Annotated in this window: 19 protein-coding genes; 14 read left to right on the top strand and 5 right to left on the bottom strand. The window is 61.7% G+C overall.

Features of this window, described 5'->3' with window-relative positions; translation table 11 throughout:
- Window positions 1-56: 56 nt before the first annotated feature.
- From MUY37_RS09095 to MUY37_RS09065, 7 genes are all read left to right on the top strand, one after another.
- Window positions 57-1439, top strand: a complete 1383-nt coding sequence (locus tag MUY37_RS09095; protein WP_499195018.1) for a helix-turn-helix domain-containing protein — start codon at window positions 57-59, stop codon at window positions 1437-1439.
- An 84-nt stretch (window positions 1440-1523) separates the two neighbouring features.
- Entirely contained in the window at window positions 1524-1817 is a 294-nt protein-coding gene (locus tag MUY37_RS09090) for a hypothetical protein (protein ID WP_499195017.1), read from the top strand.
- A 136-nt stretch (window positions 1818-1953) separates the two neighbouring features.
- Window positions 1954-3339, top strand: a complete 1386-nt coding sequence (locus tag MUY37_RS09085) for a TIGR03013 family XrtA/PEP-CTERM system glycosyltransferase (protein WP_499195016.1) — start codon at window positions 1954-1956, stop codon at window positions 3337-3339.
- Complete coding sequence (prsK, locus tag MUY37_RS09080; RefSeq protein ID WP_499195015.1) at window positions 3336-5447, top strand: XrtA/PEP-CTERM system histidine kinase PrsK; 2112 nt, start codon at window positions 3336-3338, stop codon at window positions 5445-5447. The genes MUY37_RS09085 and prsK overlap by 4 nt, the downstream gene beginning before the upstream one ends.
- Window positions 5447-6814 (top strand): PEP-CTERM-box response regulator transcription factor, encoded by a 1368-nt coding sequence (gene prsR, locus MUY37_RS09075; protein WP_499195014.1) that lies wholly within the window; start codon window positions 5447-5449, stop codon window positions 6812-6814. Before prsK ends, prsR begins: the two co-directional genes overlap by 1 nt.
- Entirely contained in the window at window positions 6798-8558 is a 1761-nt protein-coding gene (locus MUY37_RS09070; RefSeq protein WP_499195013.1) for a tetratricopeptide repeat protein, read from the top strand. Before prsR ends, MUY37_RS09070 begins: the two co-directional genes overlap by 17 nt.
- 40 nt (window positions 8559-8598) lie before the next feature.
- Window positions 8599-9600 (top strand): bile acid:sodium symporter family protein, encoded by a 1002-nt coding sequence (locus MUY37_RS09065; protein ID WP_499195012.1) that lies wholly within the window; start codon window positions 8599-8601, stop codon window positions 9598-9600.
- Here MUY37_RS09065 and MUY37_RS09060 read toward each other — a convergent pair.
- On the bottom strand, window positions 9533-10600 hold the full coding sequence (locus MUY37_RS09060) for a DUF475 domain-containing protein (protein WP_499195011.1): 1068 nt from the start codon (window positions 10598-10600) through the stop codon (window positions 9533-9535). The genes MUY37_RS09065 and MUY37_RS09060 overlap by 68 nt on opposite strands.
- An 18-nt stretch (window positions 10601-10618) precedes the next feature.
- The gene (gene panB, locus MUY37_RS09055) at window positions 10619-11491 is read right to left on the bottom strand and encodes a 3-methyl-2-oxobutanoate hydroxymethyltransferase (RefSeq protein ID WP_499195010.1); all 873 of its coding nucleotides are present in this window, start codon (window positions 11489-11491) and stop codon (window positions 10619-10621) included.
- A gap of 127 nt (window positions 11492-11618) precedes the next feature.
- On the opposite strand from panB, the gene MUY37_RS09050 reads away from it, so the two are divergent.
- On the top strand, window positions 11619-13049 hold the full coding sequence (locus MUY37_RS09050) for a sodium-dependent transporter (protein ID WP_499195009.1): 1431 nt from the start codon (window positions 11619-11621) through the stop codon (window positions 13047-13049).
- Between the two features lie 68 nt (window positions 13050-13117).
- Here the strand turns inward: MUY37_RS09050 and MUY37_RS09045 are convergent, their stop codons facing one another.
- Window positions 13118-13603, bottom strand: a complete 486-nt coding sequence (locus MUY37_RS09045) for a pyridoxamine 5'-phosphate oxidase family protein (RefSeq protein ID WP_499195008.1) — start codon at window positions 13601-13603, stop codon at window positions 13118-13120.
- 172 nt (window positions 13604-13775) lie between these two features.
- On the opposite strand from MUY37_RS09045, the gene MUY37_RS09040 reads away from it, so the two are divergent.
- Window positions 13776-14519, top strand: a complete 744-nt coding sequence (locus tag MUY37_RS09040) for a hypothetical protein (protein WP_499195007.1) — start codon at window positions 13776-13778, stop codon at window positions 14517-14519.
- A gap of 65 nt (window positions 14520-14584) precedes the next feature.
- On the top strand, window positions 14585-16090 hold the full coding sequence (locus MUY37_RS09035; protein ID WP_499195142.1) for a Y-family DNA polymerase: 1506 nt from the start codon (window positions 14585-14587) through the stop codon (window positions 16088-16090).
- Between the two features lie 43 nt (window positions 16091-16133).
- Here MUY37_RS09035 and MUY37_RS09030 read toward each other — a convergent pair whose 3' ends face one another.
- A complete protein-coding gene (locus MUY37_RS09030; RefSeq protein WP_499195006.1) occupies window positions 16134-16856 on the bottom strand; it encodes a carbonic anhydrase in 723 nt (240 codons plus the stop codon).
- A 225-nt stretch (window positions 16857-17081) separates the two neighbouring features.
- On the opposite strand from MUY37_RS09030, the gene MUY37_RS09025 reads away from it, so the two are divergent.
- From MUY37_RS09025 to MUY37_RS09010, 4 genes are all read left to right on the top strand, one after another.
- A complete protein-coding gene (locus MUY37_RS09025) occupies window positions 17082-18338 on the top strand; it encodes a putative DNA modification/repair radical SAM protein (RefSeq protein WP_499195005.1) in 1257 nt (418 codons plus the stop codon).
- Between the two features lie 91 nt (window positions 18339-18429).
- Window positions 18430-19893 carry a UdgX family uracil-DNA binding protein gene (locus MUY37_RS09020; RefSeq protein ID WP_499195004.1) on the top strand — a complete coding sequence of 488 codons (1464 nt, stop codon included), beginning with the start codon at window positions 18430-18432 and terminating at the stop codon, window positions 19891-19893.
- A gap of 1 nt (window position 19894) precedes the next feature.
- Entirely contained in the window at window positions 19895-23629 is a 3735-nt protein-coding gene (locus MUY37_RS09015) for an error-prone DNA polymerase (RefSeq protein ID WP_499195003.1), read from the top strand.
- Window positions 23630-23770: 141 nt separating this feature from the next.
- Window positions 23771-24496, top strand: a complete 726-nt coding sequence (locus MUY37_RS09010; protein WP_499195002.1) for an extensin-like domain-containing protein — start codon at window positions 23771-23773, stop codon at window positions 24494-24496.
- Here the strand turns inward: MUY37_RS09010 and MUY37_RS09005 are convergent.
- Complete coding sequence (locus MUY37_RS09005; protein WP_499195001.1) at window positions 24493-25470, bottom strand: META domain-containing protein; 978 nt, start codon at window positions 25468-25470, stop codon at window positions 24493-24495. The two genes, MUY37_RS09010 and MUY37_RS09005, sit on opposite strands and share 4 nt — an antisense overlap.
- Between the last annotated feature and the right edge of the window lie 26 nt (window positions 25471-25496).

Genomic DNA, 25496 nt, shown 5'->3' with positions numbered 1-25496 from the left:
GTCTAAGCGGGCGTAGTTCGCTTATTGATCCAGTAAAGTTGTAAAGAAAGTTACACATGGCAGAGGAAGCACTATTTGCCGGTCCAGCCGTTCGTCGGCTTCGCAAGCGTGAACGGCTGACGCAGGCCGCCGCCGCTGCCCGGCTCGATATCTCCCCCAGCTATCTCAATTTGATCGAACGTAACCAGCGGCCGGTCAGCGCGCGCGTTATGATGCGCTTGGTCGAACAGTTCGATTTCGATCCACGTTCGCTGCGCGAAGACGAGGCGATCGGCGGGATCGACGGGCTGGCTACACGTTTTGCAGACGAGCGATTCGCGGACCTCGGCATCGATCGCGATGAAATGCAGGAATTGCTGGCTGCTGCCCCTCAGGCCGCGGCGGCTTTCGCACGGCTGTATGACAGTGCCGGCTCCGCCGACGTCCAGCCCGATGACCCTATGTCGGCTTCCCGGCGCGAGATCGAGCGGTGGCGCAACCATTTCGCGGACCTCGACGTGGCGGCGGAGGAACTGGCCGACGAGATGCGGCTTTCGCGGGGAGACATCGGCATCGCCCTCACCGAACGCCTGCGCGAACGGCACCAGCTCTCCGTTCGCATTTTGCCGCGAGAGGTCATGCCCGACAGCCTGCGCCGGCTCGACCTGCATGCACGGCAGGTCCAGCTATCCGAGATGTTGAGCGTTGCTTCGCGGAATTTCCAACTGGCGATCCAGTTAGCCCAACTGGAATTCACCGAGGCGATCGCTGCCGTCGCCAATGCGGTCAAATTCGACGAAGAGGCGGCTCGCGCGCTCTTCACTCGTTACTTGACAGGTTACGTGGCGGCAGCCCTGCTGATGCCTTATGGTCGCTTTCTGCGCGCTTGCGAGGCGACCGGCTACGACCTGCCTGTCCTGGAACGGCGCTTCGGCGTGAGTTTCGAGCAGCTTGGCCATCGGCTCACGACGTTGCAGCGCGTCGGGCAACGCGGTTTGCCGTTCTTCATGGTTCGGATCGACCGTGCGGGCCAGTTTTCGAAAACCTTCATCGGAGCCAGTACCGCGCGGTTTGTCGAATCCGGTGCGAGTTGTCCCCTGTGGCACGCCCATCGCGCCTTCGATCGTGCCGGTGAGCTGCAGGTCCAGTTCGTCGCGCTCGACAATTCGGGGGATCGGGATGGCGGCTGGCTGACCATGGCACGAACAGTCGAAGGCAGCGGTGCGCCGGGGGAGGCGCAGTTTGTCGTGGTGCTGGGCGTCGAGGCGGTTCTGGCCAACGAATTGGCACAGGCCCGTGGAGTTTCGCTGCGCACCGATGATGCTCAGCCTATTGGTCCCGGTTGTGCACGATGTCATCGAATCCAGTGCAGTCAGCGCTCGCTACCGCCGATCGGACGCAAACTGGCTTTCGACAGGGTTCGCAGGGGGGTGACCCCTTTCGAATTCACCCGTGATTAAGGACAAATCGCACCGGTTCAGGGAACCGGCATTCTCGGGCAGGCGTTATCGGGCGCAGAACCTCTGTCTCGAGGAGAGAAGGCGATGACCGAAGAACGCATTACGGAAACGACCGACGCTACGGGGAATACGCATACCACCCATACCGTGGTGACCGACGGAGAATCGCGAGGCGGTGGCACCAACTGGGTGCTGATCGTGATCGTTCTGGCCGTCGCGATAGTGGGAATTTTCCTGCTGACACAGATGAATAGCGCCGAAGTGGCCAAGGACAATGCAGTCGCCGAGGCAGCAAGCGAAGTTGGCGAAGCCGCGAACCAGGTAGGCGATGCTGCGCAAAGCGCCGGAGAAGCGGTAGAAAACGCCGTCGAGAACTGACACCTTCTCGAATACCGAAAAGGGCGATGCGTCGACGGCGCATCGCCCTTTTTTACGTAAGTGTAAAATTTACCGACGGTTCATTCCTCTCTGCTAGTCAAGAATTCCGACACTAGCAATTTGCGAGCCGGACCGGATGCTCCGCCTGTTCAAGCATTACATTTCCTACAATGTCGTGCTGCTGTCCTTGATAGATCTCGCGCTGCTCGCCCTCGCTGGCGAAGTGGCCTGGCGGCTACGTGTGGCGCAGATCGGCGTGAGCGTAGGTGACTTTTCTCAAAGAGCGCTGGAGATCGTTGGCTTTTCGGGCGTGATCTGGTTGGCGATGATCGCGGTCGGTGGCTATGGGCCTGAAGCCCTGCGATCGATCCGCTTCGCCACTGCAAGGCTGTTGGTCGCGGTAAGTCTCGGCGTACTCGCGATTTCGCTGCTGAATTTTTTCCTGCCTGGCTCCGCGCTGTGGCGCTCGGTTCTGCTCTATGCGATGGGCTTCTCGATCGTTTTTCTGATTTCAAATCGGATTCTTGCGAACCGACTTCTGGGACCAGTAGTCTTTCGTCGGACGGTCCTGGTTCTAGGCGCCGGCGAGCGGGCGGAGCGGCTTCTCAAGCTTTCGCACCGACGGGAAAGCGGCTTTGCCGTGGCCGCCTTCGTCGCCATGGACGCGGTGACTCCGGTGATCGATACCGCCGTCTCGCGCGATTCGATTATAGACCTTGGCCGGTTCGTGGAGCGTGTCGGAGCGACCGAAGTGGTCCTGGCGCTCCAGGAACGACGCAATGCGTTGCCACTCAAAGACCTGCTCCGCGTAAAGACCAAAGGCGTTCAGGTGAGCGATTTCTCCAGCTTTCTGGAGCGGGAAATGGGCCGGGTGGATCTCGATACCCTCAACCCAAGCTGGCTGATCTTCTCCGACGGGTTTTCCGCTGGTCGGCGATTATCGAGCATAGGCAAGCGCCTGTTCGATATCTTCGTGAGCCTTCTCATTCTGATCGTAGGCATTCCGCTGATCGCGATATTTGCAGTGCTGGTAAAGCTGGAGACCAAGGGGCCGGCATTCTTCCGCCAGACCCGCATTGGCTTGTATGGCGAGCATTTCACCCTCTGGAAGCTGCGTTCGATGCGGGTGGATGCCGAGGCGGGCGGAGCGAAATGGGCGGAGAAGGACGACCCAAGAGTCACCCGCGTGGGCCGCTTGATCCGCAAGGTTCGCATCGACGAGCTCCCTCAGGTCTGGAGCGTGCTGAAAGGTCAGATGAGCTTTGTAGGTCCGCGGCCCGAAGTGCCGGCAATCGTCGTCGAACTTGAGAAAGAGCTTCCATTCTATGCCGAGCGCCATGTGGTCAAACCCGGAATCACCGGCTGGGCGCAGATCAATTATCCCTATGGCGCGAGTATCGAGGATGCGCGGCACAAACTCGAATACGATCTCTATTACGCCAAAAACTACACACCCTTTCTGGATGTGCTCATCCTTTTGCAGACCGCGCGCGTAATCCTCTGGCCGGAGGGTGCGCGATGACCGGCTTGATCGGTACCTTCTCCTATATTGCCTACACCCTCGGCGCGATTGTCTGTGCCCTGGCGGCGGTCTGGATAGCTCGTCGGGGCGACAGCTCGCGCAGCGATCGTACGCCGGCCATCGTGGCCCTGGCGTTGACGGCTAACTGGTGTTTCGCCTCGGCAAGTTTCGAACCCGGTCGCCCCATCGTCGAATTGACCGAGATCGCGCGAAATCTGGCCTGGCTTTTTACCCTTTTCCGCTTGTTCGCCAATGACGGACGCGACGAAACGCTGCGGCTGGTACGACCGGCGGCATTTTCCCTCGGCTTCGTCGAAGTCCTGCAGTTCGCATTGTTGCTGAGTGCCCGGCGTTATGCCGTAACACCCGAACTTGCGACGCTGGTGTTCGAGACCGGAACCCTATTCAGGATCATGGTCGCTGTCGGGGCGCTCGTGCTGCTGCACAATCTCTATGTCGGCGCGGCGGTATCCTCGCGTCGGATCTTGCGTTGGAATGCCGCTGCGCTTGCCGGGCTTTGGGCATTCGACCTCAATTATTTCACCGTCGGCTACATCATTGGCGAGGTGCCGGTAGAGCTTGCCGCTCTGCGTGGGGTCGCGGCTGCGATTGTCGCGATACCCTTTGCGATGGGGTTCAACCAAAGCTCGTCGAATCTGGAGTTTCGCCCCTCTCGGGCAGCGACTTTTCGGTTTCTCTCGCTCATGGTTATCGGGGCGTATCTCGGGCTGATGCTCGCACTGGCGCGCTGGCTGGACATGCTCACCGGCGATCTTGCACGAATGACCCAGGTCGGCCTGATCATCGCGGCGGGCGCCTTGGCCTTGATCTGGTTGCCATCGGAGCGGCTGCGAGGCTGGCTACGGGTCACCGCGATCAAGCACCTGTTCAAGCATCGGTACGATTACCGGAACGAATGGATACGCTTCACCAACACCATCGGCACGACAGGTCTCGACAACTCCACTCTGCAAGAGCGTACGGTGAAGGCGCTCGCCGATATTGTCGATAGTCCTTCCGGCATTCTGCTTGTCCCGGGTGATGAGGGCTCCTTCGAAGTTGAGGCAAATTGGCTATGGCACAAATCGAGTATCCCCGCCCACGCAGCCTCTACCGCATTGGGGGATGCGCTTGAAAGCAACGAGCTGATTATCGATTTCGACCAAGTACGCGAGGGTATTGACCACCATGGCGAACTGGCGCTCGTCCCCGATTGGCTGCGCGAGGATCACCGGGCCTGGGCGGCGGTGCCCCTGCTGCATTTCGATCGCCTTGTCGGCATCGTGGTGCTCGCCAGGCCCTTGATCGGACGCAAGCTCGATTGGGAGGATTTCGATCTGTTGTCCGTGGTCGGGCGGCAGCTCGCCAGCTATCTGGCAGAACAAGCCAGTCAGGCCGCACTGCTCGAAGCGGGCCGGTTCGATGAATTCAACCGGCGTATGGCGTTCGTCATGCACGACATAAAAAACCTGTCGAGCCAGATGTCTCTGCTCCTCCGCAATGCCGAAAAGCATGCCGACAAACCGGAATTTCGCAAGGACATGTTGGTCACGCTCCGCAACAGCGCCGACAAGCTCAATTCCCTCCTCGCCCGTTTGGGGCGCTATGGCCCGCCGCAATCGGACAGGGCCGTTCGGTTCGATCTTGCCACGGCGGTAGGTCAGGTGACTCAACGCCTCGGCCAAGCGCACCCATTGACGGTGCTGAGGGCCGAACCGGTTATGGTCGAAGGAAGTCCCGAAGCGTTTGAACAGGCGCTGACTCATCTGGTGCAGAATGCCATCGATGCGAGCGATGCCGACAGCTCGGTCATGCTCGAGGCGTATAGCGACGGAATTTCCGGCAAGGTCGTTATCATCGATAATGGCGAAGGAATGTCGCCCCATTTCGTTCGCAACAGACTGTTTGAGCCCTTCGTCTCCTCCAAATCGGGCGGGTTCGGCATTGGGGCTTTCGAATCCCGCGAGCTTGTTCGGTCGATGGGCGGGAGATTGGATGTTCAGTCTCGCGAGGGGCTGGGGACGCGTTTTACGATCAGCTTGCCGCTGAAATCGGCTGCTTCGATCATCGGGCGCGACCAAACCCGCGAAAAAAACGAGGTCGCATAATGGCAGAGGCCAAGCCCAAACTGCTGATCGTAGAAGATGATGAAGGTTTACAGGCCCAGCTCAAATGGGCCTATGACGATTTCGACGTTGTGATTGCCGGCACCCGCGATGCGGCTCTTGCGTCCCTACGCTCGGAGGAGCCGGCGGTCGTAACGCTCGATCTTGGGCTTCCCCCCGATCCTGATGGAACGAGCGAGGGCTTCGCAGTTCTCGAAGCGATCATGGCCATGAAACCGGACACGAAGGTCATCGTGGCCTCCGGGCATGGCGCGCGCGAAAGCGCCTTGCGAGCCGTCGAACAGGGGGCCTACGACTTTTACCAGAAACCCGTGGACATCGATACGCTGGGGCTGATCGTGCAGCGCGCCTATCGGTTGCATCATATCGAGAGCGAGAACCGGCGCCTTGCGGAAAAGGTCGGGGAAGACCGGACGGTGCTGGGCTCGATGGTCACTGCCGCACCGGAAATGGCCAAGGTTGCGCGAACCATCGAGCGCGTGGCGCCGACCAATGTTTCGGTCATGCTCTTGGGGGCCAGCGGTACCGGCAAGGAACTGCTGGCACGGGGCGTCCACGATTGCAGCGACCGCAGACAAGGCGCGTTCGTTGCCATCAATTGCGCGGCTATTCCCGAAAATCTGCTCGAGAGCGAGCTGTTCGGTCATGAGAAGGGTGCTTTCACCGGTGCCGTCAAGACAACCGAAGGCAAGATCGAGATGGCCGATGGCGGTACGCTGTTTCTCGATGAAGTGGGCGACATCCCGCTTGCGTTGCAGGTCAAGCTCTTGCGGTTCCTGCAGGAGCGCACCATCGAACGCATTGGTGGAAGAAAGCCGATTGCGGTCGACACGCGTATCGTGTGCGCCACGCATCAAAATCTTGAATCGATGATCGGCGAGGGGACGTTCCGCGAGGACCTGTTCTATCGTCTGGCGGAGATTGTCGTGAGGGTTCCGACTCTCGCCGAGCGGCCGGGTGACGCAATCCTGCTCGCAAAGCACTTCATGGCCCGCTTCGCGAAAGAGATGAACCCCCAGGTGAAGGGCTTCGCTCCGGATGCACTAGCCGCCATCGATAGCTGGAGGTGGCCCGGCAATGTTCGCGAACTCGAAAACCGCGTGAAACGGGCGGTGATCATGGCCGAAGGCAAGCAGATTTCCGCCGAGGATCTCGATCTCTCCCAGTCGGATGACGGTGGTGCCGACGTTGCTCTGAATCTCAAGGCAGCGCGCGAACAGGCCGATCGGCGTATGATACGACAGGCCCTGGCGAGAACCGAGGGGAATATTTCGAACACCGCAAAGCTCCTCGGCATCAGCCGGCCGACTCTGTACGATCTGCTCAAGCAGTATGATCTTCAGACGTGATCTCGGTATTGTCGCGGCTCTCGTTCTTGGCCTCGCGCCACTGGGCGGATGTAGCGAGGAAGGCTTCGAAGGCTCGCGAATAGACCAGGCGCGCGCGGGCGTGGACGGCGATGATCCACGCGCTGCTCGTCTTCATCTCGAGCGTGCGCTGGACGAGGGAGCGAATCGGGCGGAACTGGCCGCGCTTTTCGGGGAAGTCGAGCTTCTCGCGGGCGATTTGGCGGCGGCGCGCGCATGGCTCGCCCCGCAAGAGTTTTCCGATGCGACAAGAGCGCTCGGCTTTCGTATGCTGGGCCGATTGGAGATGGCCGAGGGCGACCTGCGGGCTGCCGGGGCGGCCTTTGATCGTTCACATGCTGTCGAGCCGGAGAATGCCGAGCTGTGGGTGGATATCGGCCGCCTGCGCTATCGTGGTGGAGAGCAGTTCGAAGCGATTGAAGCGGTCGACCATGCGCTCGCCATCGACCCGGCCAATGGTGAAGCTCTCCGGTTCAAGGGGCAGCTTGCGCGCGATGCCCAAGGTATGGAAGCGGGGGCGAAGCTGTTGGGCAAGGCGCTACAATCCCGGCCCGAAGACATCGATCTCCGCGTGGAATATGCCGCGACGCTGGGCGATGCGGGGCGTGCTAAAGAAGCCTTGCAAGTCTTGCGCGGCACGAATTCTTCGGCTGCGACAACCCCCAGAGGCCTTTTCGTCCAGGCGGTTCTGGCGGCGCGCGGCAGGTATTTTCGCCTTTCCCGCGATCTCCTGTCGAGATCTGGCCTGCAACAGGACGACGTTGCATCCGCCAAGCTTCTTTCGGCAATCATCGATCTGGAAGAAGGAAACTTCGCCAGCGCAGCGCAGGGGTTGGACCGGCTATATACACGGCAGCCGGATAATCCGCGTATCCGCGATCTGCTCGCCTATGCCCTGTATCGCGATGGTGGTGAGCGCGAGCTGGTGTATCGTTTCGCCGGAATGGCGGCTTCCAATTCGAGTTCGGCCTATTTGCGGGTTTTGGTCGGTCGCGCCTACGAAGCCCTCGGCAATCGTGAGCGGGCGGCAATTTATATCGACCTTGCTGCGCTTGGCGGCGGGAATTTTTCGGTACTCCCCAGCCTTACGCCACCCGAACTGCTGGCGATATCCGAAGGCGAGGGAGGGCAACAGGTCCGTGACTATGTTCGCAATGCGATAGCCGGGAGAGAGGCCGTCGCCGCGCTTCGGAAGGGGCGCGAATTCGCCAGAAGGTTTCCCGGGTCGGCCGATGCACAGGCTATTTTGGGGGATGCCGAATTCGCACGGGGCAACAAGCGCGCAGCCCGCGAGGCGTATCGACGCTCCGCACAGGTGCGGCGGCCTTGGCCCTTGGCCTTGCGACTTGCGGGCGCGCAGGAAGACCCGGCACGTGCTCGCCAACTGCTAACGGCCTATGTGCGCGAGAACCCGATGAACGGAGACGCGGCGGCCATCCTCGCCGATGCGCTTGCGGCTGAAGGTGACTGGATGCGCGCTGTCGCATTGCTCGATCATGCGATGGGTCTCGGCTTGGGGCGGGTGCCCTGGGTACTTGCCGCTCGCAGCGTCGGGGCGCTCCAACTCGACAATCCCGAAGAGGCACTGGATTTCGCGCTGGCGGCGCATGATTTGCAGCCGATGAATCCGTTCGCGATCTCCGCCCTGATCGCGGCGCTTCCAGAGGGGGAAGAGCGGGCGCGGCGGGAACTCGAAGCGAAGTTGCATTCGCTGCGTCCCGAGTGAACCCCTCGACAAGGTCGTGTTCCGGCGGCAACTGCACGCCATGACATTTCGCACCGTTTTTGCCGATCCGATGCTGCGGATGCTTGCCGCAGCGATCGCTCTTGCCGCGCTGTTGCCTGCGACCGAAGACGCAAGAGGTGTTGCGCAAACCGTTGCGAATGCGGCGATTTTTATTCTGTTTCTGCTCAACGGAATGCGTATCGCCCGGCGTGATATCATTGCCGGTTTCGTGAATTGGCGGTTCCTGCTTCCCCTGGTTGTATGGGTGTTCGGCGCAATGGCCGTCATGGGCGCGGGTCTTGCATCGCTGGCCGAAGGGTGGTTGGCGCCTTCTGTCGCACTGGGATTCCTTTATCTCGGCACGCTTCCTTCGACGGTTCAGTCCGCAACATCTTACACTGCGCTGGCGAGAGGCAATGTGGCTCTGTCCGTGGTCGGTGCGGCCTTGCTCAACATTCTGGGCGTGTTCGTCACGGTGCCGATTTTTCTGGCGCTGGGCGGCAGCGGAAGCGGCGGGGTGGGTTTCGAAACGATCGGCAAGATCATGGTGCTGCTGATCCTGCCATTCGCCATCGGACAGGCGGTTCAGGGGCTGACCGGTCCATTCGTGGCTCGACACGGGCCAAGGATAGTATGGGTGGATCGGTTTGCGATTTCAGCCGCGATCTACGTCGCTTTTTCCGGGGCAGTGGAGCAGGGGATCTGGTCGCGCGTGGATGGTCCCGACTGGGCAGTCATAGGCCTTCTCGTCGCGGCATTTCTCGTGGCCGGCAATCTGGGCGCGTGGCTGGCCGGCGGAGCGCTCCGGCTGGAACGGCCCGACCGTACCGCCTTTCTTTTCGCCGGAGCGCAGAAAAGCGCTGCTGTGGGTGCTCCCCTCGCGACCATTCTGTTTCCGCCGGAGGAGGCTGGATTCATCGTGATCGCATTGCTGCTCTATCACTTCTTCCAACTGGTCGTAGCGGCACCGATTGCTACTCGGCTGGCACAGTCTCCACGTCCGGGTGACGGCGGTTATAGCGCACCGACCACCAGAAGCTGAGGCCGATGAGAATGGCACCGATCAATCCGGTGACGGTTTCGGGAATATGGATCTTCGCCGAAATGAGCATGATCGCGCCCAGCACTATGATGGCCCAGAAAGCGCCGTGTTCTAGAAAACGATAAGCCGCCAACGTGCCCTTGCGCACGAGGTGGATGGTCATCGAGCGGACGAACATCGCGCCGATCGACAGGCCCAGCGCAATGACGATCATGTTGTTGGATAACGCGAAGGCGCCGATAACCCCGTCGAAGCTGAAGCTGGCATCGAGGACATTGAGGTAAAGAAATCCGCCGAGCCCGCTGCGCACGACAGCACCGTGAAGCTTGGCGGTTTCTTCTTTCATTTCCAGGATGGCGTTGATCCCTTCGACCGCGATGAAGGTCACGAGACCGAGAATCCCGGCGACAAGGAAGGTCAGTGCCTGATCCGGATCGAGCGTTGTGGAAATGCCCCAAAGGACGAGCAGCAGCAATGCGATCTCGGCTGCCGGCAGCGCGGCGAATTTGGCGAGGTGGCGCTCGACGACGGCGATCCAGTGAATCTCTTTGTCGAGATCGAAGAAGAATTTGAGGCCGACCATGGCGAGAAAAGCGCCGCCGAAACCGGCGATGCCGACATGGGCCGATGAAACGATGCGTTCGTATTCCTGGGGGTCGTTCAGCGAGAGATTGACCGTTTCCACCGGCCCCAGGCCCGCCGCGATCGCAACGATCGCCAGCGGGAATACGATCCGCATGCCGAATACGGCGAATGCGATGCCCCAGGTCAGGAAGCGGCGCTGCCAGACTTCGTCCATCTCCTTGAGAACGGACGCATTGACGACCGCATTGTCGAAGCTGAGCGAGACTTCGAGCACCGACAGGACCACGACGATCCAGAGGAGCGACAACGTGCCCGTGACCGAGGCGGTGCTTGCCCAGCCGTACCACACCGCAAGACCGAGGCAGAACAGGGTGAAGACGAGCGAAAAGCCGTAGAAACGCCAAAGCGTAGCCATGTTTCGAGATCCCTGAATTCAGCGTTTGGGCTGGTAGGTCTGGTCTTCGGTCGGGAAGCTGCGCGCGCGCACTTCCTCGGCATATTGCGCCACGGTTTTTTCGATGACGCTGGCGATGTCTTCGTACTTTTTCACAAAGCGGGGCACGCGATCGAACATGCCGAGCATGTCTTCGGTCACCAGCACCTGTCCGTCGCACTGGGCCGAGGCACCGATTCCGATGGTAGGGCAGGAAACCGATTTGGTGGCCTCGATTGCAATCGGCTCGAGCACCCCTTCGAGCACGATGGCAAATGCACCGGCGTCGTCCAGCGCCTTGGCATCGCCGACGATCTTCTTGGCTTCCGCATCGTCCCGCCCCCGCGCGGTATAGCCGCCAAGGACGTTGACCGCCTGCGGGGTCAACCCGACATGTCCCATGACCGGTATGCCGCGCTGGTTGAGGAAGGAAACCGTCTCAGCCATCTGTTCGCCGCCCTCGAGCTTCACGGCCGCCGCACCCGATTGCTTGAGCAGGAAGGTCGCGCTTTCGAAGGCTTGCTGTGGCGACTGTTCATAGGAACCGAACGGCATGTCCACCACGACCACCGAATGGTAGCTGCCGCGCACCACTGCGGCGGCATGGTTGGCCATCATATCCAGCGTCACGGGTATGGTCGTCGGCAGGCCGTAGATGACTTGGGCCAGCGAATCCCCCACCAGCAGTATATCGCAATGCGCGTCGAGCAGTTGTGCCTGCCGTGCGGTGTATGCGGTCAGCATGACGAGTGGGTCGCGGGTCTCGCCATCGGCTTTGTGCGCACGGATTTTCGGCACTGTCAGCCGCTTCATCGGCTGGGGTGTAGGGTTGGCCCGGCTGGTGCTCGTATCGAGCTGAAAGGTCGTCGACATGCGGCTCCACTAGCAAGCGCGTGGATGATGGCCAAGCGAAGCTTGGAATCCTGCGGAATTGCGTGTTTAAGGGCGCTCTTGTGATACGCGGCAGGGGTCGCCGCGTCTGGAGAGGAAAAATCTGAACATGGTCGCCACCACGACTACGACGGGCGAGGGCTGGTCCTCGCGCACCGCATTCATCCTCGCGGCGGTCGGTGCCGCCGTAGGGCTTGGCAATATCTGGCGTTTCCCGACACTTGCCGGGGAAAGCGGCGGCGGGGCCTTTGTGATTTTCTACATCGGCTGCGTGTTCCTGTTGGGTCTGCCACTGGTGCTTTCCGAAATTTTCATCGGCAAAGTCGGGCAAACAGATGCGATCGGCTCGATCCGCCGTGTGGCGGCGCAATCGCACGTAGCGCCAAGCTGGTCGATCTTCGGCGCGATTGGGGCAGTGGCGGCTTTTCTGATCGTCTCTTTCTATTCGGTCGTCGCCGGTTGGGTGCTCTATTACGCTGCCATCATGGGTGCCGACCTTCTCTCCGCCATCGCGGCCGGTGATCCCTTCCGCGGTGCGCTGGTGGGTGAAAGCCAGGAACAGATTCAGCAGCGCCTGGGAGACATGTTTGCCAACCCGGGGCTGCTTCTGGGCGTCCACTTCCTGTTCATGGGCGCGACCCTTTACATCGTGGCGCGGGGTGTCAGTTCGGGCATCGAAAGAGCGGCAACCTATCTCATGCCAATGTTTTTCGTCCTGCTTGTAGGCCTTGTGGTCTATGGTGCGATCGAGGGCGATATTGGTGATGCCGTGGCCTTTCTGTTCACGCCCGATTGGTCGAAGCTGACGCCGCAGGTGATGAATTCTGCTCTCGGGCAGGCACTGTTCTCGCTGTCGCTGGGTGTGGCGGGGCTGATCACCTATGGCTCTTACATCAAGGAAGGCGGGGGATTGGGACCGACAGCGGCAATGATCGCGGTTGCCGATACCAGCGTGGCGCTTCTGGCGGGGCTGATGATCTTTCCCATCGTCCTTGCGGTGGGGCTCGATCCCGCAGCCGGGCCGACGCTGGTTTTCCAGACGCTCCCCTTCGCTTTCCAGGCAATGCCGGCAGGCGCCCTGTTCGGCTTCCTGTTCTTCGTCCTGATTTTGGTGGCGGCGATTACGAGTTCGATTTCGCTGCTGGAGGTTCCTACGGCCTATGGCATCGGCGAACGCGGCTGGAGCCGTCCGAAGTCGGCGCTTATTTTCGGTGGCGGCGCGTTTCTCATTGGGATCGCCTGTTTGCTCGGGTACAATGTCTGGTCGGATGTGCGCCCGCTCGGCTTTTGGTCGCTGTTCGAGAACACGGATATTCTCGACACGGTAGACGGCTTCACCGGGAAGGTCATGCTGCCTGTCGGTGCTCTGCTGACTTCCATTTTCATTGGCTGGAAGGCGGATGCGAATTTGCTGCGTACGACGACAGGCCTCTCGCCCTGGGCCTTCAATGTGTGGCGTTTCCTGCTCGCCTGGCTGTGCCCGCTTGCGGTAGCCACCATTCTGGTAACTGGTCTGTTCCCGAGTATTCTAGGGACGTAGAATACAAGACGGGCCGCCCCCGTGGGGAGCGGCCCGTTGACCACCTTATTTTCGGCGTGAGGTCGCGGTTAGATGTCGACCGATTCCGCGTGGCGTTCTTCGGCTTCGTCATGGACATTCATGCCGAGCGCCATCTTGGCGGTGTTGAGCAGGCCGAGATCGCCACTCCAGATTTCGGCTTCACCAAGATCCATGCGCAGGAAGAGGATGTCGGGATCATCCTTGCCGCCATCGTACCAGGCCTCGACGAAATTGTTCCAGAATTGGTCGAAGCGTTCCTTGTTGGTTTCGACGGCAAGCGTACCATCGAAGCGGGCGAACATGTCATGATCCTTACCGGCAAAGCTGGCCTTGACCTTGCCGAGCTGGGCAAAGGTCGAGTTTTTTTGAGTGAAGAACCAGATTGAGCTGTTGGCGTCTTCGTCGAGCTGGGCGGTCATCGGCACCGATGTCTGCGATTGACCGTCCAATTCGAGGAAAAGGAAGGGCGAGTCGGCAAGCGCCAACCAGAATTTTTTCTTGAGTTCTTCGGAATTGCCGTCGGAATATTTCATGGAATTCGCCTTTCATAATTACGTTTGGTTTTCAAACGAATGCGCGTGATTCAGAGTTCCCTTGGGTGCGCCGGAACGGGGCGGTGGAAGGACGAATTGCGAATCGATTGGATATGGAACATAATGGGAACAATCAGCTTGATTCCCTATGTCCCGATCCGACTCTGCCTCCATGCCGTCCACAGCCTTCGAAGACGTTGCTGCTCTCTCTGCGCAGCGCAGCATACGTTGGTGTCCGGGCTTGGCTGCAAGGCAGGGTCTCGCGCTGCACAACGAGGTTTTCGCCTCCTCGCGCGAGGGGGTGGGAGCGGGATTCGCCCTGAGCTTGGCGCTGGACGATTGGCGCAGCCTTCCCCGCGCCGAGGCTTGCGAGGTGCATGACCGGCGCAGCGTGTTGTGGGTCCAGACACGCGAAGCGGTGCGGCGCGTTGGCCGCCCATACCGCGCGGGCTTGCCCGAAGATGTGCAGGCCCGGATCGTCCATGTATGGGCGGAAAAGGCGGAAGATGCTCTCTTCGCCATCGAGGAAGGGCTGCGCTGCCACGAACTCGCTTTTGTGATCGGGGAAATCGTCGGCAATCCCACAGCGCTCGATTTCACTGCGTCGCGTCGCCTGACACTGACGAGCGAAAAGCATGGCGTGCCCCTGTTTCTCGTGAGACTGGATGCGGTACGCGATCTCTCTTCTGCGCGCATGCGGTGGGAGGTGTCTTCGGCCCCATCGCCTGCCCCGCGCTGGAACGGTCAGGCCCCCGGAGCACCGCGTTGGCGGGCTGAGCTATTCCGTGCACGCATGCATGCGCCGGGCGAATGGGTGCTGGGCGAAGAGCAGGGCAGGGTGCAGCGCAAAGCAGACGAAGTGGGGGCCGACTGGACGGCGGGATTGCGCTTGCGGCATCCGCCGCTACGGGCGTGAGCGCCCAGCCTGCGGGTGTATCGCGTTCCCGCCGTATCCTGTCGATCTGGCTTCCCGCGCTGGCGATGGATCGCTGGCAAATGGGCAAGGGGAGGAAGGCAGAGGTTGTTCGGGACGAGCCTTTAGTTCTGATTGCGGATCATGCGCATGGTCCACGGATCGAGGCAGTCAATTGCGCCGCGACTGCCGCTGGTGCGCGCCAGGGTATGATGCTTGCCGATGCGCGCGCATTGTGCCCCGCAATCGTCACCGCGCCGAGCGATCCGGCCGGCGATCTCCTCTTTCTCGAGCGTCTCGCCGTGTGGGCTCAGCGTTGGGGGCCGTGGTCGGCGCTCGATGTACCCGATAGCCTGTTGGTCGATGTGACCGCGGTACCGCATCTGTTCGGTGGCGAGGAACGCCTGCTGGACGATGTGTACGAAGCCTTCGCCAGACGGCGGTTGACCATTCGTGCCGCCATCGCCCCGACTGCCGGAGCAGCCTGGGCCATGACCCATTTCGGCCCGGATAGGGCAATTGTGGAGCGGGGCGAGCCAATCGAGCGGGCCTTGGCCGACCTGCCCGTGGCCGCGCTGCGGCTCGATCGGGATGTGCTGACCGTTCTGCGCCGCCTCGGCCTCAAGCGCCTGGGCGAGATTGGCACCATTGGCCGCGATGCGATCCAGAGGCGTTTTCGCAATCGTAAATCGCCTGCCGCCAACCCTCTGATCCGGCTCGACCAATTGTTTGGCCGTGTACCCGAACCACTATTGCCGGTGATCCCGCAACAAATGCCGCTGGTTCAGCGCCGCCTGGTCGAACCGATCCGGCATCGCGAATTGCTCGACCGGGTGGTTGCCGACCTTGCCGAGGACATGGCACGTGAACTCGAGGGGCAGGGGCAGGGTGCGCGGCGGCTCGAACTGGGCTTGTGGCGCGTGGATGACGAAGTGGTGGTTCGCCGCCTTGAAATGGCCGAGGCCACGCGCGACCCAGAGCATATCGTGCGGCTCTTCGCTGTCCGTCTCGACGATATAGATGCTGGCTTCGGGATCGAAATGCTGCGCCTGCGCGCCAGCTGGGCCGAACCATTGGCGCTGGAGCAGGCCGATATCGAGGCGGCGACGGAAAACCGTGGAACCAGTCTTGCGGCCTGTATCGACAGGCTGACGGTGCGGCTCGGTGCACAGGCGATCAACCGTCCGATGCCGTTCGCCAGCCATATCCCCGAGCGAGCGCAGCGTTGGCAGCCGCCGCTCAGCCCTGAACCTGCTTCGCAGGGGCAATTGGCCTTCCATGCGCGGCCGCTCAAGCTGCTCGACACTCCGGAGAAAATCGCGGTGCTCTATGCGACGCCCGACGGCTATCCGCAGCGTTTCCGCTGGCGGGGGCAGGTCCATGATGTTGTGCGCGTCGAGGGACCTGAGCGTATCGCACCAGAATGGTGGTGCGAGCGCGGAGGTGCCCGTCTGCGCGACTATTACCGGATCGAGGACGAGAAAGGGCGGCGTTACTGGATTTACCGCCTGGGTATCATCGGCGACGGGCGCGGCGGTCCGCCTAACTGGTATCTGCAGGGGCTATACGCCTGACGATAAAGTGCCACCCGACCGCCTGGGCCGGGTGGCAGAATACTTATTCCGGCGCGACCAGAAGGCGCGAGCCGAGCGGTTGTAGAGAGCGGGCGCTGGGACCAAGATTGGCTTCCATCGCGGCGATCTGTTCGGCGCTGGCGGTCATCGGAGTTTCGGCGACATGCCAGTTCACACCTTCGCTGCATGGCGGCGTGGTGAGCGAGCCCATATAGCGATAGACGTCGAGCTCTTCGGGGACCATATCGTTCACGTCGAAAGACACGGCAGTTCCCTTGCCTTTACCGACACCGTCGACGATCGTGGTCAGCGCCGGATTGGCCGTGCCCTCTTCGAACATCACGCCAAGCACACCCAGTTCACCGGCTTCGGTGGCATGCACGAAATGCGCCACCAGCGGGTAGCGTTCGCCATCGACCGCATGTTCGGCAGGCGTATGGAAATGCACCTGAATCAGGTTGAATTCCTTGCCGCCCGAATTCATGCCGAGCCCGGCTGCGAAGTCGACCTGCACTTTTTCTTCGCCAAGCGCGATAGTGCCGTCGGCATCGCCGAAATTGGTATCGAGCTGAACATCGCCGCGAGCATTGGGTGTGCCGAGATCGATGGGTGACTGGTTGAGGCCGACATCGCACAGCGCATAGGCCGCGTTCACGCTGGCCCAACGTTCGGGGCTGGTGCCGTCACCGAAATTCCAGTCTTTTTCCGCCGCGGCAAGAGGTGCGGTGGCAAGGCCGAGGATGGCAAGAGAAGTGAGATATTTCATTGCATACTCCAGACAGGCGACCTGGTGGCCGCGAGGTGTAGGTATGCCGACGATCACGTAAGAATTTGGTCAGGCCGTCGGCGTTACGTACGTCCGACATCACGAGCACATATGTACTCGCCAGAGGGGCCCGGTCCGTACATGCATTATGCAGAAATCGACCAAAAGTTCCATCCTTTGTCATTTGACATTGGCGAAAAGCTGTGTGGAACATATAAGGAACGAATGGCCGCGCAATCTATCTTTCAGAAGCTTGAAATTCTCGCCGATGCCGCGAAATACGATGCCTCCTGCGCGTCTTCGGGCACGGCGAAGCGCAATTCGATGGGCGGCCCAAATGGACGTGGGGGGATCGGTTCGACCGAGGGAATGGGTATTTGCCACGCCTATGCACCCGATGGACGCTGCATCTCGCTGCTCAAGATCCTGCTGACCAATCACTGCATTTTCGACTGTCATTACTGCGTGAACCGCAAAAGCTCGAATGTGGCTCGGGCACGGTTTACCCCGCAGGAAGTGGTCGACCTCACACTGGCCTTTTACAGGCGCAATTATATCGAGGGGCTGTTCCTTTCCTCGGGCATTGTAAAAAGCTCGAACCATACGATGGAACAATTGGTAGAAGTCGCGCGCATCCTTCGGGAAGAACACGATTTTCACGGCTATATCCATTTGAAAACCATTCCCGAGGCGGATGCGGAGATCGTCCATCAGGCCGGTCTTTATGCCGACCGTGTGTCGATCAATGTCGAACTGCCGACCGACAGCGGCCTGACCCGCCTCGCGCCCGACAAGAATGCGGCGCAGATTGAAGGCGCGATGGGCAAGGTGAAGGCCGACCTGGTCGAGGCGAAGGATGCGCGAAAGCGTTTCAAGCATGCCCCCCGTTTCGCGCCCGCTGGCCAGTCGACGCAGATGATCGTCGGCGCCGATGCCGCGACCGACAGCGATATCGTCAGCAAGGCAAGCCGACTTTACGATAGCTTCAAGCTGCGCCGCGTCTATTACAGCGCCTTCTCGCCCATTCCCGATGCCAGTGCGGTGCTGCCGCTGAAGCGCCCGCCATTGATCCGCGAACACCGGCTCTACCAGTCCGACTGGCTGATACGCTTCTATGGCTACAAGCCGACGGATGTGATGCAGGCGACCGGGGCGGATGGGAATTTGCCGCTTGATATCGATCCCAAGCTCGCCTGGGCTTTGAAGTTTCGCGGGGCATTCCCGGTCGATGTGAACCGCGCGTCGAAAGAGGAGTTGCTGCGCGTGCCGGGTCTCGGCGTGAAGGCTGTGGGCAAGATCCTCACCAGTCGTCGCCACCGCGCGTTGCGATTGGACGATGTGGCGCGCCTCACGCTGTCGATCACCAAGGTTCGGCCCTTCATCTGCACCGTGGACTGGCGGCCTGTCATGCTGACCGACCGCGCCGATTTGCGCAGCCTGCTCGCGCCAAAGACCGAGCAGTTGGAGCTGTTTGCCGCATGAGGTTCGTTCTTTCCTTCCGTTCGTGTCGAGCGAAGTCGAGACACTCTGCCCGAATGCCTTTCGACTGCGCTCGCGGCGAATGGAGGTGGCTGTGACCGCGCTCCAGCACGTCAAACCCGGCACCTATTACACGGTGCAGCTGCCCGAACCGGACGATTACGATTTCTGGCGTGAGCGGGCGCGGGCGCTGGTCCAGTGCGAGGTGCCGCCTGACCGGATTGCCTGGGTGGAACCGGGCGGCAGCGGCGATCTGTTTGCACATGGTGACCGGCACATGCCGATCCCGCCCGCCGATGCACGACCCGTGCGCGCGAACCGCCGTTTCGTGAGCCTTGCGAGGAATACGATCCTCCATTCCGACCCAGAACGCTTCGCGCTGCTCTATCGCCTGCTGTGGCGGTTTCAGGCCAATCCGCGCATGATGGAGGACAAGGCCGATTCCGACGTGCGGCGGGTGGAGGAACTTGCCAAGAACGTCCGCCGCGACAGCCACAAGATGCACGCTTTCGTCCGCTTCCGCTTGGTGGAAGCCGATGAAGAGGAGGCAGGTGAGCACTATGTCGCCTGGTTCGAGCCGGAGCATCACATCCTGCGCGCCAATGCGGGCTTCTTCATGCGACGCTTTTCCAACATGCGCTGGTCGATCCTGACCCCGCGCGGCTGCCTGCACTGGGACGGCAGCACCATGTCCGAAGGCCCGCCCGCGCAGCGCAGCGATGCACCGGGCGGCGATCCGATGGAGGATCTCTGGCGCAGCTATTACGCTGCGATCTTCAACCCCGCGCGGCTGAAAGTGGGCGCGATGCTGAAGGAGATGCCGAAGAAATACTGGAAGAACATGCCCGAAGCTGCTCTAATCCCTGATCTTATCGCGGGCGCGCAGAATCGCGAGGCGGCGATGGTGGCGAAGGGCAAATCGGTTTTCTCTGGCGAATTCGAGGAGCGGCCCGACACGCTCGAGGCGATCGACAAAGCGATTCATGCCTGCCGCAAGTGCCCGATCGGCGCGCTCGACAATCATGCGGTGATGGGCGAGGGGCCGTGCGATGCGGCGCTGATGATCGTTGGCGAGCAGCCGGGCGACCATGAGGATCAGGCGGGCCGTCCCTTCGTCGGGCCTGCCGGAAAGTTGCTCGATCAGCATCTTGATCAGGCCGGAATCGACCGCCGTTCGGCCTATGTGACGAATGCGGTGAAGCATTTCAAATATGTCCCCAAGATCGTTCGGGGCGGCAAACGGCGCCTGCACCAAAATCCGCAAGCGAAAGAGATCGACACCTGCCGCTGGTGGATCGAAGCGGAGCGCGCGATCGTGCAGCCGAAACTGGTGCTCGCCATGGGCGCGAGCGCGGCGCGCGGGCTGCTCGGCAGGACGGTGAGCATTTCGAAAGTGCGCGGGGCTCCGATCCCGCTGGAGGACGGCAGCGAGCTGTGGGTCACCGCGCACCCTTCCTACCTTCTGCGCCTCGATGGCCCTGCGCGCGAGGAACAGGCGCGGTTGTTCGATGCCGATTTGGCAGCGGTGAAGGCAAGGCTCAGGGAGGTGGCGGGGTGAGATGCCCGACAACGACCTCCAGATTCCCAAGCGTACGATCGAACTCGATCCGGAAAGCATAGACGCGCCGCCGCGCAGCGCCTTCGTGGAACTCGGCGTGGCCTCCTGCTTCAGCTTCCTGCGCGGGGCGAGCGATGCGGTGGATCTCGTAATGCAGGCCCGCGCGCTCGGCTATGATGCCATCGGAATTGCCGATGCCAACACAATAGCCGGCGTCGTGCGCATCCATACCGAGGCGAAAACGCTTAAGTTGAAGCCGCTTATCGGCTGCAGGATAGAAACCGTCGAAGGATTGGCCTTCCTCGCCTATCCGATCGACCGGGCGGCATATGGACGATTGTGCAGACTCATCAGCGCAGGGCGCATGCAGACACTCGACGGCGAGTGGCAGGAGAAAGGAGCGTGCGACATCAGTCTCGCCATGCTCGCCGCGCATGCCGAGGGCGTGCAACTGATCCTCCTGCCGCCGCGCGACCTGGGCGCGAAGTTTGCGATTGAGGTCGAGAGCAACATAGTCCCTTTTCGTCACTCCGGACTTGATCCGAGGGCCCGCTCTTCTTCGAGCGCGACACCGGAAAAGACGGGACCTCGGCTCGGGGGCCGGGGTGACGTTGGGAAGGTGGAGATGGAAGTCACCCTAGCCGACATCCTCCCCCACCTCGCAACCCAGCTTCCCACGCTCCACCACATCGCCGCAAGCTATCTCTACACCGGCGACGACGTTGCGCGGATCGAGCGGCTCGATGCGCTGGCGAAGGCGAACGGCCTCTCCATCCTCGCCACCAACGACGTGCATTACGCTACGCCCGACAAGCGGCCGCTGCAGGACGTGATGACCGCGATCAGGCACAAGACCACCGTCGCTGCCGCCGGGCACCTGCTGCATGGCAATGCCGAACGCTATCTGAAGCCGCCCGAGGTGATCGTGAAGCTGTTCGAACGCTGGCCCCACGCCATTGCCGCTGCGCGCGCGGTGGCCGATGCCTGCGACTTCAGCCTGGACGAACTGCAATACGAATATCCGGAGGAAATCTATCCCGACGGCCAGACCCCGCAGCAATTCCTCGAGAGCGAGACATGGAAAGGCACGCAATGGCGTTATCCCGGTGGTCTGCCCGACAGTGTGCGCGCCACGCTGGAACGCGAGCTGGCGCTGATCGGCAAACTCGAGCTGGCGCGGTACTTTCTCACCATCAAGGACATCGTCGATTTCGCACGGAGCGGCGTCGATCCACCGATCCTGTGCCAGGGGCGCGGCAGCGCAGCCAATTCGGCCGTGTGCTACTGCCTCGGCATCACCTCGGTCGACCCGGCCAAGCACGCGCTGCTGTTCGACCGCTTTATCTCCGAAGAGCGCAAGGAGCCGCCCGATATCGACGTCGATTTCGAGCATGAGCGGCGCGAGGAGGTGATCCAGTACATCTATCGCAAATACGGCCGCCACCGCGCCGGACTATGCGCCACGGTGATCCACTATCGCCCGCGCATGGCGATCCGCGAGGTGGGCAAGGCGATGGGGCTGACCGAGGATGTCACCGCCGCGCTGGCCAAGACCGTCTGGGGCGGGTGGGGGCGTGAGATCAGCGACAAACATGCTGCCGAGACAGGCATGGACGTGCGCGATCCACACCTGCGACGTGTCCTCAAACTGACCGAGCAAATAATTGGTATGCCACGTCATCTATCCCAGCATGTCGGCGGGTTCATCCTTACCGAAGGCGCGCTGACCGAGACCGTGCCGATCGGCAATGGCGCCATGCCCGAGCGCAGCTTTATCGAGTGGGACAAGGACGATATCGAGGCGCTGGGCATCCTTAAGGTCGATGTTCTGGCGCTTGGCATGCTGACCTGCATCCGCAAGTGCCTCGACCTGCTCGACGATCATCACAATCGCCCGCTGACGCTGGCCAGCGTCCCGCGCGAGGACCCGGAAACCTATGCCATGTTGCGCAAGGGCGATTCGCTCGGCGTGTTCCAGGTCGAAAGCCGGGCGCAGATGAACATGCTGCCGCGCCTGCGCCCGCGCGAATTCTACGATCTGGTGATCCAGGTCGCCATCGTGCGGCCCGGGCCGATCCAGGGCGACATGGTGCATCCCTATCTCAAACGCCGCCGCGGGGCAGAGCAGGTGGTCATTCCCGCGCCATCGCCCGAGCATGGCCCGCCCGACGAACTGTCCAGCATCCTCGAGCGGACGCTGGGTGTGCCGATCTTCCAGGAACAGGCGATGAAGATCGCGCTCGATGCGGCCCGCTTCAATTCCGCCGAGGCCAATCGCCTGCGCAAGGCCATGGCGACCTTCCGCAGCCGCAGCATGGTCGACGAATTGCAGGACATGATGGTCGAGCGCATGGTCCACCGGGGCTACGATCGCGATTTCGCGCAGCGCTGCTTCAACCAGATCCGCGGCTTCGGCGAATACGGCTTCCCCGAGAGCCATGCGGCCAGCTTCGCGCATCTCGTCTATGTGTCGAGCTGGCTCAAATGCCATTTCCCCGCAGCTTTCGCTTGTGCGCTGCTCAATTCGCAGCCGATGGGCTTCTACGCTCCGGCGCAGATCGTCCGCGATGCGCGAGAGCATGGCGTCACGGTGCTGCCTGCCGACGTCAATGGGTCGCAGTGGGACTGCACGCTGGAGGAATATCCTCCCCGGCACGGGGAGGGGGACCATGCGCAGCATGGTGGAGGGGCAAGTAGAGATGATCTGGGTAGCCGAGGTCTTGAACAATCGGGGGTGCCCCTCCACCCCGCCGCTGCGCGTCGCGGTTCCCCTCCCCATTCTGGGGAGGATAGCGGGCGCCTCGGCACCCAAATCGCCCTGCGCCTGGGCCTCAGACAGGTCGACGGGCTGCCGGAAGCCGTGGCGGCACGGCTGATTGCCGAGCGCGAGGAACGGGGGCATTACGGCGACGTCATGGCGCTCAGGGACCGTGCCCGTCTCGCCCCGGCGCATATCGAGCGGCTCGCGAGCGCGGATTGCTTCGGCTCGCTACACCTGTCGCGCCGTCAGGCCCTGTGGGATGCGAGGAGCATCGTCGGCGGTCCGGATCTGCCGTTGTTCGCCGCAGCGGCGGCGCGCGACGAAGGCGGCGAGGTTTCACCCACGCAGCTTCCGCAGATGCCATTGAGCGAGGAGGTCGTGGCGGATTACCAGACCACGCGCCTCAGCCTGAAGGCGCATCCGATGGCGTTTCTGCGTGCCAGCCTTGCCGAACGCGGCTTCGTGCGCGCTTGCGATCTGCGCAAGCGCAAATTCCGCTCCATGGTCCATGTCTCGGGCGTGGTACTGATCCGTCAGCGGCCAGGATCGGCGAAGGGCGTGTGCTTCATCACGCTGGAGGATGAGACCGGGGTCATCAATCTGGTCGTTTGGCCGGATCTCAAGGAAAAACAGCGCCGTGTCGTGATGGGGTCACGCCTGATGGAAGTGCGCGGGCGGGTGGAATATGACGATGAGGTCATACACGTGATAGCGCATCATATGGAGGATGCGACGCACCAGCTATATCGCCTCTCGGATGATATGCTGGATGCACCTGTCGCGCGCGCCGATCACGTCACATCGCCCTTGCCAGACAAGTTCAATCCGCGCGACAACCTCAGGGAAGGGAGGGACGATCCCTACCGGCCTGTCGAACCATGGCAGGAACCTGCACCGGGTAATCGCGAATGCGGGTGGCATGGCGGGCACCCGCGCAATGTGCGGATCATTCCCCCGAGCCGTGACTTTCATTAGGACGCGCCCGATGATCGATACCGAAACGCCCGCCTTCCCGATGAACTGCGCTACGGCCTGCAAAAGGGGCGGGCGCAGTGCTGGAACTGCCAATCCCGAAATTTCGGTCTTCGTGTTTCTGCAATGACACGGCGGCGGTCTATGAAACCGAGGGTATCGCGCCGCATCGGCAATTTCACCGGCGACAGGCGCGCACTGCTGCTGCTCGTCACAATCGGCCTGCTATTGGCGGGGCGGGCATGGCTGGCCGACCATCCCGAACACAATCCATGGGCGCCGCTCGATCTGCGCGATCCGGTGGGCTGGGCAACCGAGGCAAAGCTGCTCGCCCTGCGCGACGACGTGGCCGAATGCCGCGCCGTACTCGACCGCAGCGGAATCGCGCATGACGTGTTCGAACCGGCCGGCGAGGGAGCCTGCCGCCGCGAAGACCGCATCCGGCTGAACAGTCTTCCTCTCTCGCCACGAACCCCGCCTGTGACGTGCCCTGCATCGATTGCTCTGCTCTTGTGGGAAAGAGGCGTTTTGAATCCCTTGGCCGTGGATATTTTCGGATCGAAAATCGCCCGGATAGAGCATCTTGGAGCCTATTCCTGCCGCCGACTCTATGGCCGTGACACCGGCCCGTGGAGCGAGCATGCGAGCGCCAACGCCATCGACATCGCCGGGTTTGTTCTCGATAATGGTACACGCATCAATGTGCTGCGCGACTGGCCGGGCGAGGGCGAGAAAGCGCGATTTCTCCGCGTCGCGAGAGACGGCGCTTGCGAAAGCTTCGCAACGGTCCTGTCACCAGACTACAATGCCGCGCATGCCGATCACTTCCACCTCGACATGAGCCCGCGCTGGCGGGGTATCTGCCGCTAACGCGGCGAAGCGCAATCGACCTCTTTCGTTTCCGAATGATCGTCGGACTGCTCGATCGTCCGGCAAGGGGCACGGGAAAGAACCAGCCCGATCCGATCAGTCGACAGGAGAATCTCTTCCTTCCCGGCCCATTCGATCAGCGGGCTGGCATGCAGCACGCTCATGGCATCCCACTGGGTCGGCATATCGTCCGAACCGCGCTGCGGTTCCGAAAGCTCCGCGCAGGAGGCGGGGCTGGCGGGAATTGCCGGGCCGGACGTTTTCAGCAGCCGCCCTTCTTCCGTATAGCGATATCCGAAATCATATTGCGGACAGCGTGTGTAACTGGCCGTCGTGTCCGTAAGGACGACGCGACCCGGCACATCGGTCAGCCCGATACCCGCATGGCCATTGCCTTCCAGATAGCGCGTCACGCCGATCAGCCGCCATTCGCCTGCGAGCTCTTCCGGGCGAGGGAGGAAGTCGAGCCGCCGCTCGTCCGGGCGCTGGAGCAGCAGTTCCTTCCCGTCTGCGCGAAGCAGTATCTTGCCGTCCGCCAGGCGTTCGACGCTCGGCGATTTTCCGAAGAAAGAGAACAGCGCGGTGTCACGCGCCTCGCGAACCGCGCCGCACCCCATTTCGGTCTGAAACGCGGCGCCGGGTTCGGGCCGAAACCGGCCATCGACGACGAAACCCGCTGCACCGGAATAATTACACTCGATCCGCAACGCGACACCGCGATCGGTGAAATCGGCAAAGGCGACCCGCGTCGGTCCGTTCAAACGGGCAGGCTCGTAGCCATCGAAGCGCACGATATCCCATTTGCCTTCGATTTCCCGGCTGTCGGTGACCGGAGCAGTGGCCGGAGCCACGCTACCCTCTGCGGCGGGCAGATCGCCTTCTTCGGCTTCCCCCTTTTGGACCGCCGGGATGCAAGCGAAGACCAGGGCCGTGGAACAACAGGCCAGCAAGGCGGCAATGGGTCTTTCCAGCATTGGCATTCTCCCAAGAGGAAGAACGA

Origin of the sequence: Qipengyuania sp. ABI-127-1, assembly GCA_022953095.1 — a bacterium.
GTDB lineage: Bacteria > Pseudomonadota > Alphaproteobacteria > Sphingomonadales > Sphingomonadaceae > Qipengyuania.
This window is presented reverse-complemented; position numbering and strand designations above follow the sequence as displayed.